Here is a 17,305-nt window from a genome sequence, read left to right as displayed (position 1 = left end):
AAAAGATGACGGGCTGGTTTCCAGCCCGTCACTGACATCAGTCGATGTTGCGCAGCAGTTCGTTGATACCGGTTTTGCTCAGGGTTTTCGCGTCAACTTTCTTCACGATCACCGCACAGTAGAGGCTGTAGCTGCCATCTTTAGACGGCAGGTTACCGGAAACGACGACCGAACCGGCAGGAACGCGGCCGTAATGCACTTCGCCGGTTTCGCGGTCATAAATTTTGGTGCTCTGACCGATATAGACGCCCATTGAGATCACGGAGCCTTCTTCAACAATCACGCCTTCAACGATTTCAGAGCGTGCGCCAATGAAGCAGTTGTCTTCGATAATGGTCGGGTTTGCCTGCAGCGGTTCCAGCACGCCACCGATTCCCACGCCACCTGAGAGGTGAACGTTTTTGCCGATCTGCGCACAGGAGCCGACGGTCGCCCAGGTGTCCACCATGGTGCCTTCATCCACGAAAGCGCCGATGTTGACATAAGAGGGCATCAGCACCGTGTTACGGGCAATGAACGCACCCTGACGCACAGCCGCAGGCGGCACCACGCGGAAACCGGCGGCTTTAAAACGCGCCTCATCCCAGCCAGCAAACTTCATCGGGACTTTGTCGTAAAAACGGGTTTCTGCCCCTTCCATGACCTGATTGTCGTTGATGCGGAAAGAGAGCAGCACTGCTTTTTTCAGCCACTGATGCGTTACCCACTCGCCGTCGATCTTTTCAGAAACGCGCAGTTCGCCGCTGTCCAGCAGGGCGATCACCTGGTTGATGGCATCACGGGTTTCGCTGTCAACGCTGACGGGGGTAATGTCCGCGCGACGTTCAAAGGCGGATTCGATAACGCTCTGTAACTGTTGCATATTTTTTTCCTGATCGGTCATGTGCAATGCCGGGCACTCTCCCGGCACAAATAAAAATAGAGGATGATAAATCGTGTCTGGTCACACTTTATCGTTTGGATTAAGGGCCTCTGTCAACCGTTGTTGCAATGCTTTGCGCATTTCTTCGTCCAGCGCCTGCCGCTCACTGTTGGCCAGAATAAAGAGATCTTCGACCCGTTCGCCGATGGTGCTGATGCGCGCGCCGTGCAGTGAAACGCCGAGATCGGCAAAGACTTCACCAACCCGGGCCAGCAGACCCGGCTGGTCCAGCGCCACCAGTTCCAGGTAGCTGCGCCGGTCGGTGTGGGTCGGCAGGAAGTTGACCTCGGTGTCCACACTGAAGTGCCGGAGTTTGGCTGACGGTCGGCGGGTGCGCGGCGGCACCCACTGCGACTGGGTTATCGCCTGCTCCAGCGCCTGAATGATCATCGGATGGCGATCCGGGGAGAGCGGACTGCCATCGGGTTCCAGCACAATAAAGGTATCCATGGCCATGCCGTCGCGGCTGGTGAAGATCTGAGCGTCATGGACGCTGAGATTGCGGCGGTCCAGTTCACCGGCGACAGCGGCAAACAGGTGGGGGCGATCGGGGCTCCAGATAAAAATCTCCGTTCCGCCGCGCGTGGCCTGCGGGCTGACCAGCACCAGCGGCTTCTTCAGGTCATGCACCAGCAGATGGCGGGCATGCCAGGCGATCTGATTTGGCGTATGGCGCAGGAAGTAGTCAGCGCGGCAGCGGTTCCAGATCTGATGCAGGCGCTCCTCATCTATATTGTCCATCCGCAGCAGCGCCAGCGCCTGCAGACGATGATGGCGCACCCGCTCGCGCAGATCCGGACTGTTCTCCATGCCACGACGCAGCTGCTTCTCCGTGGCGAAAAAGAGTTCGCGCAGCAGGCTCTGCTTCCAGCTGTTCCAGAGGCTCTCGTTGGTGGCGCAGATATCGGCCACCGTCAGGCAGACCAGATAGCGCAGCCGGTTTTCGTTCTGCATCACCTCCGCGAACTGCTGGATGACCGTCGGATCCTGAATATCGCGCCGCTGAGCCGTGACCGACATCAGCAGATGATGGCGCACCAGCCAGGCCACCAGCTGCGTTTCCCGCGAGTTGAGGCCGTGCATTTCCGCGAAGTCGAGCGCGTCCTGTGCGCCGAGAATCGAGTGGTCACCGCCGCGCCCCTTGGCGATGTCATGCAGCAGCGCGGCCATCAGCAGCAGCTCCTGCTGAGGCAGGCGCGGCCACAGCTCGACGCACAGCGGATGCTGCGGACGGGTGGACTCGCTGGCAAAGCTCTCCAGCTTCTGCAGGACGCGAATGGTGTGCTCATCCACGGTGTAGGCGTGGAACAGATCAAACTGCATCTGGCCGACAATATGGCCCCACAGCGGCGTATAGGCCCACAGCACGCTGTGGCGATGCATCGGCACCAGCGCCCGGCTGACCGCGCCAGGGTGGCGCAGAATCGACATAAACGTGCGGCGCGCCTCCGGGATCTGACACAGCGGCTGTTTCAGATGGCGGCGGGCATGGCGCAGGTGACGCAGCGTAGTGGAGTAGATGCCTTTGATGTTCTCGTTGCGCACCATGACGTAGAACATGCGCAGGATCGCCTGCGGCTCACGGGTGAACAGCGTTTCATCACGCAGGTCGATCAGGTCGCCACGCAGCTGAAAGTCGTCATCGACAGGTCTGGGCTTCTCATTGGTGGAGAGCGCCAGAATCGCCTCATCAAACAGCTGTAACAGCATCTGGTTCAGTTCACCGATGCGTCGCGTACCCCGGTAGAAATCCTTCATCATCCGCTCGACCGGCTCGTTGCCTTCGCCCTGATAGTTCAGGCGCTGCGCCACGCTGAGCTGGCGATCAAACAGCAGGCGGTTATCGTAGCGGGGCAGGGAGAGGTGCAGCGCAAAGCGGATGCGCCAGAGAAACGCCTGGCATTCGTTGAGTTCGCTGCGCTCTGCCTCAGTGAGAAAGCCAAAGCCGACCATCTCATCCAGCGTGGTGGCACCGAAATGGCGTCGGGCGACCCATTGCAGCGTATGAATGTCACGCAGGCCGCCGGGGCTGCTTTTAATATCCGGCTCAAGGTTGTAGCTGGTGCCGTGATAACGTTTGTGGCGCTCCTGCTGCTCTTCGATTTTGGCGGCAAAAAAGCGGGATGAGGGCCAGAAGCCGTCGCTGAAGACGTTCTTCTGCAACTCCAGGAACAGCGCCACGTCGCCGGTCAGCATGCGTGACTCAATCAGATTGGTGGCGACGGTGAGGTCAGATAACCCCTCCAGCAGACACTCCTCCAGCGTGCGCACGCTGTGGCCCACTTCCAGCCGGAGATCCCACATCAGGGTCAGCAGTTCGCTGGTGCGCTGCGCCGCCTGCTCATCCAGCGGCTGACGGCTGAGGATCAGTACATCGATGTCAGAGAGCGGGTGGAGTTCGGCCCGCCCATAGCCGCCCACGGCCACCAGCGCGATGGCGGGCATCGCATCGAAGCCAAAGAAGCGCCACAGGCGGCGCAGCAGCCGATCGATAAACAGCGTGCGGGCATCAATCAGCTGTTCCACGGCTTCACCGGCGTCGAACGCTGCAGCCAGATGCTGCTGGAACTGCTCCAGCCGCGGCTTCAGCAGCTCGCGCGTCAGCTGATCGTCACCCCATTCGGCCGGTGAATCGACCAGACCGTTTTTTACCTCTTCCGACAGGCTCACGCTCATGCTGCTCTTCTCTTTTTTAGCCAAAAAAAAGCCGGCACATGGCCGGCTTGATCTCTATCCGGGGAATTACCCCTCTGCGACGAGCACAGCAGGCAGCGTGTCGTCTTTGCGCAGGGTTAAAATCTCGCAGCCGTTTTCCGTCACCACAATAGTATGCTCATACTGCGCGGACAAGCTGCGATCTTTGGTTTTTACCGTCCAGCCATCTTTCATGGTGCGGATGCGGTAATCGCCGGCATTGACCATCGGTTCAACGGTAAAGGTCATGCCCGCCTGCAGCACGACGCCGCTATCATCCGCATCGTAATGCAGCACCTGCGGCTCTTCGTGGAACCCTTTACCGATGCCGTGACCGCAATATTCGCGCACCACGGAGAAGTCATTGGCTTCTACATACTTCTGGATAGCCCGGCCCAGCTCGCGCAGACGGATACCTGGCTTGATCAGACGCAGTGAAAGATAGAGGCTCTCCTGGGTCACGCGGCAGAGGCGCTCGCCCTGAATGGTCGGTTTGCCGACAATAAACATCTTTGAGGTATCGCCGTGGTACTCATCTTTGATCACGGTGACGTCAATGTTGACGATATCGCCATCCTTTAACGGGCGATCGTCGCTCGGGATACCGTGGCACACCACTTCGTTCACCGAAATGCAGACCGACTTTGGAAAGCCGTGATAGCCGAGGCAGGCAGAAACAGCCTGCTGCTTTTGGGTAATGTGATCGTGGCAGATGCGGTCCAGTTCACCGGTGGTCACACCCGGTTTAACGTGCGGTTCGATCATCTCCAGCACTTCGGCGGCCAGGCGGCCCGCGACGCGCATTTTTTCGATTTCTTCAGCTGTTTTGATTGAAATTGGCATTAAATTAATCCGCATTTGTCGAAATTTTCGACAATAATAAGTTCTGTGCTGTCATGTTAGCAGCCAGAAAATGGGCTGCCAAATAGAGAACGCGCTGGCTTCCGTCAGCGATCATTTATTGGCGTCCCCCGGCGGTTTGTGGTATAAAGCGCGCCGACGATTCTCTGTATGGCCGTTTTGGTCAGCAGGAAACGCATAACTCTCATTATGTGTAATAAAACACACATGTATCGACACATACGCCGGGGTGCCTTGAAAGAGGTCGGTCGTATGGGATACATGGAGGCCCAACCCCAAATCAAATTTCAGAGGTAATCATGGCAACTGTTTCCATGCGCGACATGCTCCAGGCTGGTGTTCACTTCGGTCACCAGACCCGTTACTGGAACCCAAAAATGAAGCCATTCATTTTTGGTGCACGTAACAAGGTTCACATCATCAACCTGGAAAAAACCGTTCCTATGTTCAACGAAGCTCTGGCTGAACTGAACAAGATCGCTTCCCGTAAAGGTAAGATCCTGATCGTAGGTACCAAGCGCGCTGCTGCTGAAGCGGTAAAAGAGTCTGCACTGAGCTGCGACCAGTTCTTCGTAAACCACCGCTGGTTAGGTGGCATGCTGACTAACTGGAAAACCGTGCGTCAGTCAATCAAGCGTCTGAAAGATCTGGAGACTCAGTCTCAGGATGGTACTTTCGACAAACTGACCAAAAAAGAAGCGCTGATGCGTGCGCGTGAGCTGGCCAAGCTGGAAAACAGCCTGGGCGGTATCAAAGACATGGGCGGTCTGCCAGACGCGCTGTTTGTTGTTGATGCTGACCACGAACACATCGCAATCAAAGAAGCAAACAACCTGGGTATCCCGGTATTTGCTATCGTTGATACCAACTCTGATCCAGATGGCGTTGATTTCGTTATCCCAGGTAACGACGACGCAATCCGTGCTGTAAGCCTGTACCTGAATGCCGTTGCGACCACCGTTCGCGAAGGCCGTTCTCAGGATCTGGCTGAGCAAGCTGAAGAAGCGTCTTTAGAAAACGCTTAATAAGGTTTGCTCTGCATAAGAGCCCTTAGTATTCAGATGTGATCTGTAAGGGGCCTGTACTGGCCCCTTTATTTTATCTAAGTCTGTAACGCCCCCTGTCGGACGGCGGGACAGAGTAAATTTTCCGCAAATAAGTGTCTGCTGGTGCACATGTACTCAGGCACGAACCGAGGATTCTGGAATGGCTGACATTACCGCTGCATTGGTAAAAGAACTGCGCGAGCGTACTGGCGCTGGCATGATGGACTGCAAAAAAGCGCTGACCGAAGCGAACGGCGACATTGAGCTGGCGATTGAGAACATGCGTAAGTCTGGCGCAATCAAAGCAGCGAAAAAAGCAGGTAACGTTGCGGCTGATGGCGTGATCAAAACCAAGATCGTTGGCGACTACGGCGTGATTCTGGAAGTAAACTGCCAGACTGACTTCGTCGCAAAAGATGGCGGTTTCCAGGCATTCGCAGACAAAGTTCTGGACGCGGCTGCAGCCGATCGCGTAACCGATGTAGAAGTTCTGAAAGCGCAGTTCGAAGAAGAGCGCGTTGCACTGGTTGCTAAAATCGGTGAGAACATCAACATCCGTCGCGTCGCAATCCTGGAAGGCGCAGAGCTGGGCAGCTACCTGCACGGCGCACGTATCGGCGTACTGGTTTCAGCGAAAGGCGCTAACGAAGATCTGATCAAACAGATCGCTATGCACGTTGCGGCAAGCAAGCCTGAATTCGTTAAGCCAGAAGACGTTTCTGCTGACGTGGTTGAGAAAGAGTACCAGGTTCAGCTGGACATCGCGATGCAGTCTGGCAAGCCAAAAGAGATCGCAGAGAAGATGGTTGAAGGCCGCATGAAGAAATTCACCGGCGAAGTCTCTCTGACTGGTCAGGCTTTCGTTATCGACCCAAGCAAAACCGTTGGCCAGGCTCTGAAAGAGCAGGGCGCTGACGTCATCAACTTCATCCGCTTCGAAGTGGGCGAAGGCATCGAGAAAGTTGAGTCTGACTTCGCTGCAGAAGTTGCAGCCATGTCCAAGCAGTCTTAATGCTCTGAAAGAACCGCCAGATGGCGGTTCTTTTTTGTCTGTGAACCGCAACAGACACATTTTCAGTTTCATCCCAATAGCAATTTCATTGCGGTAAGCGGATGATCGATCACAATTTACTTCTCCTTTACACCCTATCTTCCAGGAAGAACTGACCATGGCGACCAACGCAAAACCTGTTTATCAACGTATCCTGCTTAAACTCAGCGGTGAAGCCCTGCAAGGCGCTGAAGGTTTTGGTATCGACGCGAGTGTGCTGGACCGTATGGCACAAGAGGTAAAAGAGCTGGTTGAGCTGGGCATCCAGGTTGGCGTTGTGATCGGCGGGGGTAACCTGTTCCGCGGAGCGGGCCTGGCGCAGGCCGGGATGAACCGCGTTGTGGGTGACCACATGGGTATGCTGGCTACCGTAATGAACGGCCTGGCGATGCGTGATGCGCTGCACCGCGCCTATGTGAATGCCCGCCTGATGTCAGCGATTCCACTGAATGGCGTCTGCGATAACTACAGCTGGGCAGAGGCGATCAGCCTGCTGCGTAACAACCGCGTGGTGATCTTCTCCGCCGGTACCGGCAATCCGTTCTTCACCACCGATTCTGCGGCCTGCCTGCGCGGTATTGAGATCGAAGCGGATGTGGTCCTGAAAGCGACCAAAGTGGATGGCGTCTATTCTGCCGATCCGGTAAAAAACCCGGATGCGACCCTGTATGAGCAACTGACCTATACTGAAGTGCTGGATCAGGAGCTGAAAGTGATGGATCTTGCGGCCTTTACCCTGGCGCGTGACCACAAACTGCCTATCCGTGTTTTCAACATGAATAAGCCAGGCGCGCTGCGTCGCGTAGTGATGGGTGAAAAAGAAGGCACCCTGATTACGCATTAATACCCGAGGCGAGATAAAATAAGGTATATTCTGTCTGCGCGATGATGACGCATCGCGCACCAGTCAGGATTATCGATGATTATCGATCCCGCTTCCGGCCAGGCCGGAACTGGCCAGGTCAAACCGAATCCAAGGGTTTCAACGTGATTAACGACATCAAAAAAGATGCTGACACGCGCATGGAAAAATGCGTTGAAGCATTCAAAAACACCATCAGCAAAGTGCGCACGGGTCGTGCTTCCCCTTCGCTGCTTGACGGCATCGTCGTCGAATATTACGGCACGCCGACGCCACTGCGTCAGCTGGCTTCCGTCACTGTGGAAGACTCACGCACGCTGAAAATCAACGTGTTTGATCGCACCCTGAGTGCGGCAGTTGAAAAAGCGATCATGAAGTCCGATCTCGGTCTGAACCCAAGTTCAGCCGGTAGCGACATCCGTGTTCCGCTGCCTGCGCTGACCGAAGAGCGTCGTAAAGATCTGATTAAAATCGTGCGCGGCGAAGCCGAGCAGGGCCGTGTGTCGGTACGTAACGTCCGTCGCGATGCCAACGATAAAATCAAAGCGCTGCTGAAAGATAAAGAGATCAGCGAAGACGACGAACGTCGTGCGCAGGATGAAATCCAGAAAATGACGGATGCTTACATCAAGAAAGTGGATGCTGCACTGTCAGAAAAAGAGACGGAGCTGATGGATTTCTAATCCCATCGCTGCCGGAAAAAACGCCGTACAGAGAGGTATTCGTATGAATGCGACATCTGGCGGCGTTTTACATTGTGCCTCTGTGCACGCTGACTTCACACGGATAGCTTCATGAAGCGATTAACTCTGCTGGGATCAACCGGCTCAATCGGCACCAGCACGCTGGCGGTGGTTCGCGCCAATCCGGCGCTCTATCAGATTACAGCACTGGTGGCCGGTCATAACGTGGCGCTGATGGCCGAACAGTGTGCAGCCTTTACCCCGCGCTACGCCTGCATGGCAGACGAAGCCTCCGCTGCTGCGTTGCGTGAGCGACTGAGAGCAATCAGGGTCAATACTGAAGTGCTCTCCGGCGTTCAGGCAGCCTGTGAGCTGGCCGCGCTGGATGAAGTGGATCAGGTGATGGCGGCGATTGTTGGCGCCTCCGGCCTGCTGCCGACGCTGGCAGCCATCCGTGCCGGAAAAACCGTGCTGCTGGCGAACAAAGAGTCCCTTGTCACCTGCGGCCGTTTGTTTATGGAGGCCGTGCGTCATCATCACGCACAGTTACTACCGGTCGACAGCGAGCATAACGCCATTTTTCAGAGTTTACCGGCTACCATCCAGCATCAGTTAGGTTACGCTGACCTGCGGGATAATGGCATCGAGTCGATTATCCTTACGGGATCAGGTGGTCCTTTTCGTGACACAGATTTAGCCGATCTCAGCGCCATGTCGCCCGATCAGGCCTGTGCTCATCCGAACTGGTCGATGGGGAGAAAAATCTCTGTCGACTCGGCCACCATGATGAATAAAGGTCTTGAGTACATTGAAGCCCGTTGGTTGTTCAACGCCAGCGCAGCGCAGATGGAAGTGATACTCCACCCGCAGTCGGTGATTCACTCCATGGTGCGATACTGCGATGGCAGCGTGCTGGCTCAGTTAGGTTCACCGGATATGCGTACGCCCATTGCTCACAGCATGGCCTGGCCTTCGCGCATCAATGCAGGCGTGACGCCGCTGGATTTCACCCGCATGTCGGCGCTGACGTTTGCTGAACCTGACTTTAATCGCTACCCCTGTCTGAAGCTGGCCATTGATGCCTGCGAAGCAGGGCAGGCGGCCACCACCACGCTCAATGCAGCCAACGAGGTTGCCGTTGCGGCTTTCCTGAATCACCAGATCCGCTTTACCGACATCGCTGCGCTGAACAGTGCGGTGCTGGCGGCACAGGTATGTGCGGAACCGGATTCGGTGGACGCTGTCCTTGAAATCGATCGCTCTGCGCGCGCGCGGGCAACAGAAATGTTGTCGCGCTTCACGTCGTGACGCCGATCGATATGAGGCCATTTGTTCGCTTCAGGTGAAAATGGTATAGTCGCTGGCTCGCGTTTCACGGTCTGTCACCGAATTCGGTGTGGCCCGACACTGAGAATCTGTCGGGATTTGAATCGGGCGCAATGTATTCAGAAACCACAGCATTTCTGATGAAAGGAATTGGTTAAGCGTTATGTCGTCTAACAATCACAACAACACTGATGACCAGCAGGGAAACGGTCCGCGCCACGTCGCTATCATCATGGATGGCAACGGTCGCTGGGCCAAAAATCAGGGAAAATTGCGCATTTCAGGCCACAAAGCGGGCGTCAAATCGGTACGTCGTGCCGTCAGCTTTGCTGTCAGCAACAATCTCGAAGCCCTGACGCTTTACGCCTTCAGCAGTGAAAACTGGAGCCGTCCGGCGCAGGAAGTCACCGCGTTAATGGAACTGTTTGTCTGGGCACTCGACAGTGAAGTGAAGAGCCTGCACAAACACAACGTCCGGTTACGCGTCATTGGCGATACCAGCCGATTCAGCCCGCGTATTCAGGAACGTATTCGCCGTTCTGAGACGCTGACTGCAAATAATAGCGGCCTGACGCTCAACATTGCTGCCAACTATGGCGGCCGTTGGGATATTATCGAAGGCGTGAAAAAACTGGCTGAACAGGTTCAGGAGGGCTTACTGCGTCCTGACCAGATTACCGAAGAGAGCCTGACGTCGCAGCTCTGTATGCAGGAGCTGGCGCCAGTGGATTTAGTGATAAGGACCGGGGGAGAGCATCGGATTAGCAACTTCCTGCTGTGGCAGATTGCCTATGCTGAATTCTATTTTACCGATGTGCTCTGGCCGGATTTCGATGAACACGTTTTTGAAGGTGCACTGAATGCATTCTCTCTGCGGGAGCGTCGTTTTGGCGGCGCTGCACCAGGCGGCGCCTGAGCAATCTGGGGGTAACCTTTGCTGAAGTCTCGTCTGATTACCGCGTTAATTTTAATTCCGCTGGTAATAGCTGCACTGTTCTGGTTACCACCTGTGGGTTTCGCAATTACCACCATCATTATCTGTATGCTGGCCGCCTGGGAATGGGGTCAGCTGGCAGGGATGGCATCCCGTCAGCAGCGCGTCTGGCTGGCGGTTCTTTGTGGCCTCTTACTGGCCCTGATGCAGTTTACTCTGCCTCCTTATCAGCATGATGTGCATCTGCCGCAGGTGGCGACATCGCTCTGGGCGTCGCTGGTGTGGTGGGTCGTTGCGCTGCTGCTGGTTCTCTCCTATCCCGCTTCGGCCGCCTTCTGGCGCCATTCACGTCCGCTTCGCCTGCTGTTTGGTCTCTTAACCCTGGTGCCTTTTTTCTGGGGCATGATGGCGCTGCGTCAGTATCACTATGAAACCGATCACTTTGCCGGGGCCTGGTGGCTGCTGTTTGTCATGCTGCTGGTGTGGGGCGCGGATTCAGGGGCCTACATGTTTGGCAAGATGTTCGGCAAACACAAGCTGGCGCCAAAGGTCTCACCGGGTAAAACCTGGGAAGGTTTTCTGGGCGGTCTGGTCTCTTCCGCGCTGATTGCGCTGCTGTTCGCAACGCTGGCCCCTCTGACGGTGTCAGCTGGCACGCTGGTGGTTTGCGCGGTGATTGCGACGCTGGCGTCGGTGCTGGGTGATCTCACCGAAAGTATGTTCAAACGCGAAGCGGGCATCAAAGACAGCGGTAATCTGATCCCCGGTCACGGCGGGATTCTGGATCGCATTGATAGTCTGACTGCGGCAGTGCCGGTGTTTGCCTGTTTATTGCTGCTGGTGTTTCGCACCCTTTAAGGACAGGCAAAGATGTTGAGCATAATCTGGAGTTTTGTCGCCTTTATCGTTGCGCTGGGCGTGCTGATTACCGTCCATGAATTTGGCCATTTCTGGGTCGCCCGTCGCTGCGGCGTCAAAGTTGAACGCTTTTCCATCGGTTTCGGTAAATCACTCTGGCGGCGTCGTGACCGCCAGGGCACCGAGTTTGTCATCGCGCTGATTCCCCTTGGCGGCTACGTGAAAATGCTCGACGAGCGTGTCGAGAGCGTGCCCGCCGAACTGCGTCATCAGGCTTTCAACAACAAAGCCGTCTGGCAGCGCGCTTCCATCATTGCGGCGGGTCCTGTCGCTAACTTCCTCTTTGCCATCTTTGCCTACTGGGTTGTGTTTATTCACGGCGTGCCGGGTGTGCGCCCGGTAATCGGTGAAATTTTAAACGGTTCGGTCGCGGCGGAAGCGCAAATTGCACCCGGTATGGAACTTAAGGCGGTTGACGGTATCGAAACGCCTGACTGGGATGCTGTGCGGATGGCGCTGGTGGGTAAAATCGGCGACAGCAGCACAACCCTGACGGTGGCACGATTTGGCGAGGACGCGACCCAGGAGAAACAGCTGGATTTGCGTAACTGGCAGTTTGAGCCAGACAAGCAGGATCCGGTTGTCGCGCTGGGCATCCGGCCACGTGGTCCGCAGATTGAGACTACGCTGGCAGAAGTGCAGGCGAACTCGCCAGCCAGTGAAGCCGGTTTGCAAGCTGGCGACAGGATCGTTAAAGTCGATGGTCAGCCATTATCGCAGTGGCAGACTTTTGTCACGCAGGTCCGGGATAACCCGGGCAAAAGCATGGCGCTTGAGGTGGATCGCGGCGGTGATGCAATTACGCTGACCATGACGCCAGAAGCCAGAACGGGCAGCAAAGGCGAAGGATTTGCGGGTGTTATCCCGCGCATTGTCCCGCTGCCGGAAGAGTTCAGAACGGTAAGACAGTATGGCGCGTTTGCGGCTATCGGTGAGGCCAGTGTAAAAACCTGGCAGCTGATGAAGCTTACCGTTTCTATGCTGGGCAAGTTAATCACGGGTGATGTGAAGCTGAACAACCTGAGCGGGCCAATCTCGATTGCGCAGGGTGCCGGGTTGTCAGCAGAGTATGGGTTGATTTACTACCTGATGTTCCTGGCGCTGATCAGCGTCAACCTGGGCATCATCAACCTGTTCCCATTGCCGGTTTTAGATGGTGGGCATCTGCTCTTCCTGGCGATCGAAAAGATCAAAGGTGGACCGGTGTCCGAGCGAGTTCAGGACTTTAGTTATCGCATCGGTTCGATTTTGCTGGTGCTGTTAATGGGGCTTGCACTTTTCAATGATTTCTCCCGTTTGTAACCGCTGGAACGCGAACATTCAGGGGATGTGTTAGGAAAACGCATAATAACGATGGCGATGAAAAAGTTGCTCATAGCGTCGCTGCTGTTTAGCAGCGCCACCGTTTACGGTGCAGACGATTTCGTGGTGAAGGATATTCATTTCGAAGGGCTGCAGCGAGTCGCCGTCGGCGCGGCTCTGCTGAGCATGCCAGTTCGGGTTGGCGATACGGTGAATGACGATGATGTCAGAAACACCATTCGCTCACTGTTCGCGACTGGCAACTTTGAGGATGTTCAGGTCCTGCGAGACGGTACAACGCTGATTGTCCAGGTCAAAGAACGTCCTACCATTGCCAGCATTACCTTCACCGGTAACAAAGCGGTGAAAGAGGATCAGCTGAAACAGAATCTGGAAGCCTCCGGTGTGCGTGTCGGCGAAGCGCTTGACCGCACCACGCTCTCTTCTATCGAAAAGGGCCTGGAGGATTTCTACTACAGCGTCGGTAAATATACGGCCAACGTGAAAGCGGTGGTCACGCCTCTGCCGCGTAACCGTGTCGATCTGAAGCTGGTCTTTACGGAGGGTGTCTCTGCCAAAATTCAGCAGATCAACATCGTCGGTAACAAGGCGTTCAGTTCTGATGAACTGATCTCCCGCTTCCAGCTGCGCGATGAAGTGCCATGGTGGAACGTGGTCGGCGACCGTAAATACCAGAAACAGAAACTGGCCGGTGACCTCGAAACCCTGCGCAGCTTCTATCTGGATCGCGGCTATGCCCGCTTTAATATCGATTCGACCCAGGTCAGCCTGACGCCGGATAAAAAAGGCATCTACATCACGGTCAACATCACTGAAGGCGATCAGTACAAAATCGCAGGCGTGATCGTGAATGGCAGCATGGCAGGCCACTCAGCAGAGATTGAACATCTGACCAAAATTCCGGCAGGCGAGCTCTATAACGGCGCCAAAGTCACGAAGATGGAAGATGACATCAAGAAACTGCTGGGCCGCTACGGCTACGCCTATCCGCGCGTCGTGACACAGCCTGAAATCAACGATGCTGACAAGACCGTCAAACTGCACATCAACGTGGATGCCGGTAACCGCTACTACGTGCGTCACGTTCGCTTTGAAGGTAACGACACCTCAAAAGATGCGGTGCTGCGTCGTGAAATGCGTCAGATGGAAGGGGCCTGGCTGGGCAGCGACCTGGTCGAGCAGGGCAAAGAGCGTCTGAACCGCACCGGTTACTTTGAAAACGTCGATGTGGATACCCAGCGCGTGCCAGGTTCACCGGATCAGGTTGATGTGGTCTATAAGGTTAAAGAGCGCAACACCGGGACCTTCAACTTCGGCGTCGGTTACGGCACTGAGAGTGGCGTAAGCTTCCAGGTCGGGGTCACGCAGGATAACTGGCTGGGCACCGGTAATACCGTCGGCATCAGCGGCACCAAAAATGACTACCAGACCTATGCCGAGTTCTCGCTGACTGACCCTTACTTCACCGTGGATGGGGTGAGTCTGGGTGGTCGTCTGTTCTATAACGACTTTAAAGCGGACAATGCCGACCTCTCTGACTATACCAACAAGAGTTATGGTCTGGATGGCACGCTGGGCTTCCCGGTTAACGAAAACAACACCCTGCGTGTCGGTCTGGGCTATGTCCACAACGACCTCTCCAACATGCAGCCGCAGGTGGCGATGTGGCGTTATCTGGATTCAGTCGGCAAGCCGCAGCAGCTGGATGATAAAGGCGAATTCTCTGCTGATGACTTCACCTTCAACTACGGCTGGACCTACAACACGCTGGACCGTGGCTTCTTCCCGACGGCGGGTAACCGCACCAACCTGAACGGTAAGGTGACGATTCCTGGCTCAGACAACAGCTTCTACAAGGCCACGCTGGACACCCAGCAGTATGTGCCGATTAACCAGGATCACACCTGGGTGCTGCTGGGTCGTGGCCGTGTGGGTTACGGCGATGGTCTCGGCGGCAAAGAGATGCCGTTCTATGAGAACTTCTACGCCGGTGGTTCCAGTACCGTTCGTGGCTTCCAGTCCAATACCATTGGTCCGAAGGCTGCCTACTACAATAACAACTCGTCGAATTGCCGCCTGGCCGATCCGGATGGCATCTGTAAGTCTGACGATGCGGTCGGCGGAAACGCCATGGCGATTGCCAGCCTGGAGCTGATCACGCCAACGCCGTTCCTGAGCGAGAAGTATGCCAACTCGGTACGTACCTCGGTGTTTGTCGATACCGGTACCGCATGGGATACCCACTGGGAAAACACGGCCGAAACTCGTGCGGCGGGCATTCCGGACTACAGCGATCCTAACAATATCCGCGTTTCAAGCGGTGTTGCGCTGCAGTGGATGTCACCGCTCGGCCCGCTGGTGTTCTCTTACGCCCAGCCGATAAAGAAAGTGGATGGAGACAAGTCAGAGCAGTTCCAGTTTAACATTGGTAAAACCTGGTAATGTTCTGAGCATGGATGCATAGCTGAAGTCTTGCTGCCGGACAGCGCAGGCTGTTCCGGGGCAAACACTGTGTCGCTGACACAAACGTTGATGGTAAGGAGTTTATAGTGAAAAAGTTGTTGTGTGCCGCAGGTCTGGGTCTTGCTTTAGCGGTTTCCGCTGGTGTTCAGGCTGCTGACAAAATTGCAGTGGTAAACGTGTCCAGCATTTTCCAACAGTTACCGCAACGTGCGACTGTTGCTAAACAGCTGGAAAATGAGTTCAAAGGCCGTGCAACTGAGCTGCAGAGCCAGGAACGCGATCTGCAAACTAAAATGCAGCGTTTACAGCGTGACGGCTCTACCATGAAGGCCAGCGAACGCAGCCGCATGGAAAAAGATGTTATGTCTCAGCGTGAAGCTTTCTCTTCAAAAGCCCAGGCCTTTGAGCAGGATAACCGCCGTCGTCAGATGGAAGAGCGTAACAAGCTGCTGAGCCGCATTCAGGACGCCGTGAAGAAAGTCGCTGACAGCGATGGTTACGATGTCGTGATCGATGCGAACGCGGTGGCTTATGCATCAAACGCAAAAGACATTACTGCTGACGTGCTGAAACAGGTTAAATAATTCATGGCATCTATTCGACTGGCTGATTTAGCCCAGCAGTTGGATGCAGAATTGCACGGAGATGGCGATATCGTCATCTCCGGCATTGCTTCTATGCAATCCGCCACAACTGGCCAAATCACATTTCTTGCAAACAGCCGTTACCGCGAGCAACTCGCCCTGATAAAGGCTTCAGCCGTGGTGCTGACGGAAGCGGATCTGGAGTGGTGCAATACGGCAGCGCTGGTGGTGAAAAATCCCTACCTGACCTATGCGCGTATGGCACAGATACTCGATACCACCCCCCAGCCCGCGCAGAATATCGCGCCCAGCGCGGTGATCGACCCTTCAGCCCGACTCGGCAACAACGTCGCGATTGGCGCTAACGCCGTCATCGAAGCGGATGTGGAGCTGGGCGACAACGTGGTGATCGGCGCAGGCTGCTTTGTGGGCAAAAAAACCCGCATCGGTCGTGGCACCCGTCTCTGGGCCAACGTCTCAGTTTATCATGAGATTCAAATCGGCCAGGATTGTCTGATTCAGTCAGGCACCGTCATCGGTTCTGATGGCTTCGGCTATGCCAACGATCGCGGTAACTGGGTGAAAATCCCGCAGTTAGGCGCGGTAATTATCGGCGATCGGGTGGAAATTGGTGCCTGCACTACCATTGATCGCGGTGCGCTGGATAACACTCTGATAGGCAATGGTGTTATCATAGACAACCAGTGCCAGATCGCTCACAACGTAGTTATTGGCGACAATACTGCGGTTGCAGGCGGTGTGATCATGGCGGGTAGTTTGAAAATTGGACGTTACTGTATGATTGGCGGTGCCAGCGTCATTAACGGCCATATGGAAATCTGTGACAAAGTCACCGTGACCGGTATGGGCATGGTCATGCGTCCTATCACAGAGCCTGGCGTCTATTCCTCAGGCATTCCGCTGCAACCCAACAAAACCTGGCGCAAAACTGCAGCGCTGGTGATGAACATCGATGACATGAGCAAACGCTTAAAAGCCATCGAGCGCAAGGTCGGCAAAGACGACTGACCGCCATCCCAAAACTGACCGGCTTTCATAATAAAAATGTTAAGCAGGGAAGCCCGGCGCCACAGAACCTATTTGCGGCCTGCGGAAGATCATTTTGATCTGTGCAGGCCGTGTTATTGATGTCATCAGATTTTTAGGACAGGAAGAGTATTTTGACTACTGAAACTCATACTCTGAAAATTGAAGAGATTTTAGAGCTGCTGCCGCACCGCTATCCGTTTCTGCTGGTAGACCGCGTGCTGGAATTTGAAGAGCACAAATACCTGCGTGCAGTGAAGAACGTTTCTGTTAACGAACCGTTTTTCCAGGGGCATTTCCCTGGTAAACCGATTTTTCCTGGCGTTCTTATCCTGGAAGCGATGGCGCAGGCCACCGGTATTCTGGCGTTTAAAAGCGTAGGTAAACTGGAGCCAGGTGAACTCTATTATTTTGCCGGTATCGACAACGCCCGCTTCAAGCGCCCTGTGGTACCAGGCGACCAGATGATCATGGAAGTCACTTTCGAGAAAACCCGCCGTGGTCTGACCCGCTTCAAAGGCGTGGCGACTGTCGACGGTAAAATCGTTTGTGAAGCGACCATGATGTGTGCCCGCAGCCGGGAGGCATAAT

At 55.2% G+C, this 17,305-nt stretch carries 15 protein-coding genes; 12 read left to right on the top strand and 3 right to left on the bottom strand.

All coding sequences use genetic code 11. The annotated features are described in order from the left end of the window. Window positions 1-37: 37 nt before the first annotated feature. The 3 genes from dapD to map form a co-directional block, all read right to left on the bottom strand. Window positions 38-862 carry a 2,3,4,5-tetrahydropyridine-2,6-dicarboxylate N-succinyltransferase gene (gene dapD, locus OXR04_RS08055; protein WP_267369828.1) on the bottom strand — a complete coding sequence of 275 codons (825 nt, stop codon included), beginning with the start codon at window positions 860-862 and terminating at the stop codon, window positions 38-40. An 81-nt stretch (window positions 863-943) separates the two neighbouring features. Continuing rightward, window positions 944-3,598 carry a bifunctional uridylyltransferase/uridylyl-removing protein GlnD gene (gene glnD, locus OXR04_RS08050; protein WP_150028609.1) on the bottom strand — a complete coding sequence of 885 codons (2,655 nt, stop codon included), beginning with the start codon at window positions 3,596-3,598 and terminating at the stop codon, window positions 944-946. 66 nt (window positions 3,599-3,664) lie between these two features. Continuing rightward, a complete protein-coding gene (gene map / locus OXR04_RS08045) occupies window positions 3,665-4,459 on the bottom strand; it encodes a type I methionyl aminopeptidase (RefSeq protein ID WP_009091999.1) in 795 nt (264 codons plus the stop codon). Window positions 4,460-4,776: 317 nt separating this feature from the next. On the opposite strand from map, the gene rpsB reads away from it, so the two are divergent. The 12 genes from rpsB to fabZ all read left to right on the top strand — a co-directional run bounded on the left by rpsB (window position 4,777) and on the right by fabZ (window position 17,304). Beyond that, window positions 4,777-5,502: a 30S ribosomal protein S2 gene (rpsB, locus tag OXR04_RS08040; RefSeq protein WP_009091997.1), complete on the top strand. Its 726-nt coding sequence runs from the start codon at window positions 4,777-4,779 to the stop codon at window positions 5,500-5,502. A 181-nt stretch (window positions 5,503-5,683) separates the two neighbouring features. Then, a complete protein-coding gene (tsf, locus tag OXR04_RS08035; RefSeq protein WP_009091996.1) occupies window positions 5,684-6,535 on the top strand; it encodes a translation elongation factor Ts in 852 nt (283 codons plus the stop codon). Window positions 6,536-6,692: 157 nt separating this feature from the next. Continuing rightward, a complete protein-coding gene (gene pyrH, locus OXR04_RS08030; RefSeq protein WP_009091994.1) occupies window positions 6,693-7,418 on the top strand; it encodes a UMP kinase in 726 nt (241 codons plus the stop codon). Between the two features lie 143 nt (window positions 7,419-7,561). Beyond that, on the top strand, window positions 7,562-8,119 hold the full coding sequence (frr, locus tag OXR04_RS08025; protein WP_009091992.1) for a ribosome recycling factor: 558 nt from the start codon (window positions 7,562-7,564) through the stop codon (window positions 8,117-8,119). Between the two features lie 111 nt (window positions 8,120-8,230). Continuing rightward, window positions 8,231-9,427 (top strand): 1-deoxy-D-xylulose-5-phosphate reductoisomerase, encoded by a 1,197-nt coding sequence (ispC, locus tag OXR04_RS08020; RefSeq protein ID WP_046101259.1) that lies wholly within the window; start codon window positions 8,231-8,233, stop codon window positions 9,425-9,427. Window positions 9,428-9,608: 181 nt separating this feature from the next. After that, the gene (ispU, locus tag OXR04_RS08015; protein ID WP_009091989.1) at window positions 9,609-10,361 is read left to right on the top strand and encodes a (2E,6E)-farnesyl-diphosphate-specific ditrans,polycis-undecaprenyl-diphosphate synthase; all 753 of its coding nucleotides are present in this window, start codon (window positions 9,609-9,611) and stop codon (window positions 10,359-10,361) included. Between the two features lie 18 nt (window positions 10,362-10,379). Then, window positions 10,380-11,237 (top strand): phosphatidate cytidylyltransferase, encoded by an 858-nt coding sequence (cdsA, locus tag OXR04_RS08010; protein WP_009091988.1) that lies wholly within the window; start codon window positions 10,380-10,382, stop codon window positions 11,235-11,237. A gap of 12 nt (window positions 11,238-11,249) precedes the next feature. After that, on the top strand, window positions 11,250-12,599 hold the full coding sequence (gene rseP / locus OXR04_RS08005) for a sigma E protease regulator RseP (RefSeq protein ID WP_267369832.1): 1,350 nt from the start codon (window positions 11,250-11,252) through the stop codon (window positions 12,597-12,599). A gap of 51 nt (window positions 12,600-12,650) precedes the next feature. After that, window positions 12,651-15,062 carry an outer membrane protein assembly factor BamA gene (gene bamA, locus OXR04_RS08000; RefSeq protein ID WP_009091984.1) on the top strand — a complete coding sequence of 804 codons (2,412 nt, stop codon included), beginning with the start codon at window positions 12,651-12,653 and terminating at the stop codon, window positions 15,060-15,062. 107 nt (window positions 15,063-15,169) lie between these two features. Continuing rightward, window positions 15,170-15,667, top strand: coding sequence for a molecular chaperone Skp (gene skp, locus OXR04_RS07995; RefSeq protein ID WP_003852644.1), 498 nt, complete (start codon window positions 15,170-15,172; stop codon window positions 15,665-15,667). Between the two features lie 3 nt (window positions 15,668-15,670). Then, complete coding sequence (lpxD, locus tag OXR04_RS07990) at window positions 15,671-16,696, top strand: UDP-3-O-(3-hydroxymyristoyl)glucosamine N-acyltransferase (RefSeq protein WP_058958057.1); 1,026 nt, start codon at window positions 15,671-15,673, stop codon at window positions 16,694-16,696. A 152-nt stretch (window positions 16,697-16,848) separates the two neighbouring features. After that, window positions 16,849-17,304, top strand: a complete 456-nt coding sequence (gene fabZ / locus OXR04_RS07985) for a 3-hydroxyacyl-ACP dehydratase FabZ (protein ID WP_009091980.1) — start codon at window positions 16,849-16,851, stop codon at window positions 17,302-17,304. The last annotated feature ends 1 nt before the right edge of the window (window position 17,305 follow it).

The sequence above is a fragment of the Pantoea sp. GM_Pan_3 genome (assembly GCF_026541045.1).
Taxonomy (GTDB): Bacteria; Pseudomonadota; Gammaproteobacteria; order Enterobacterales; family Enterobacteriaceae; genus Pantoea; species Pantoea anthophila.
This window is presented reverse-complemented; position numbering and strand designations above follow the sequence as displayed.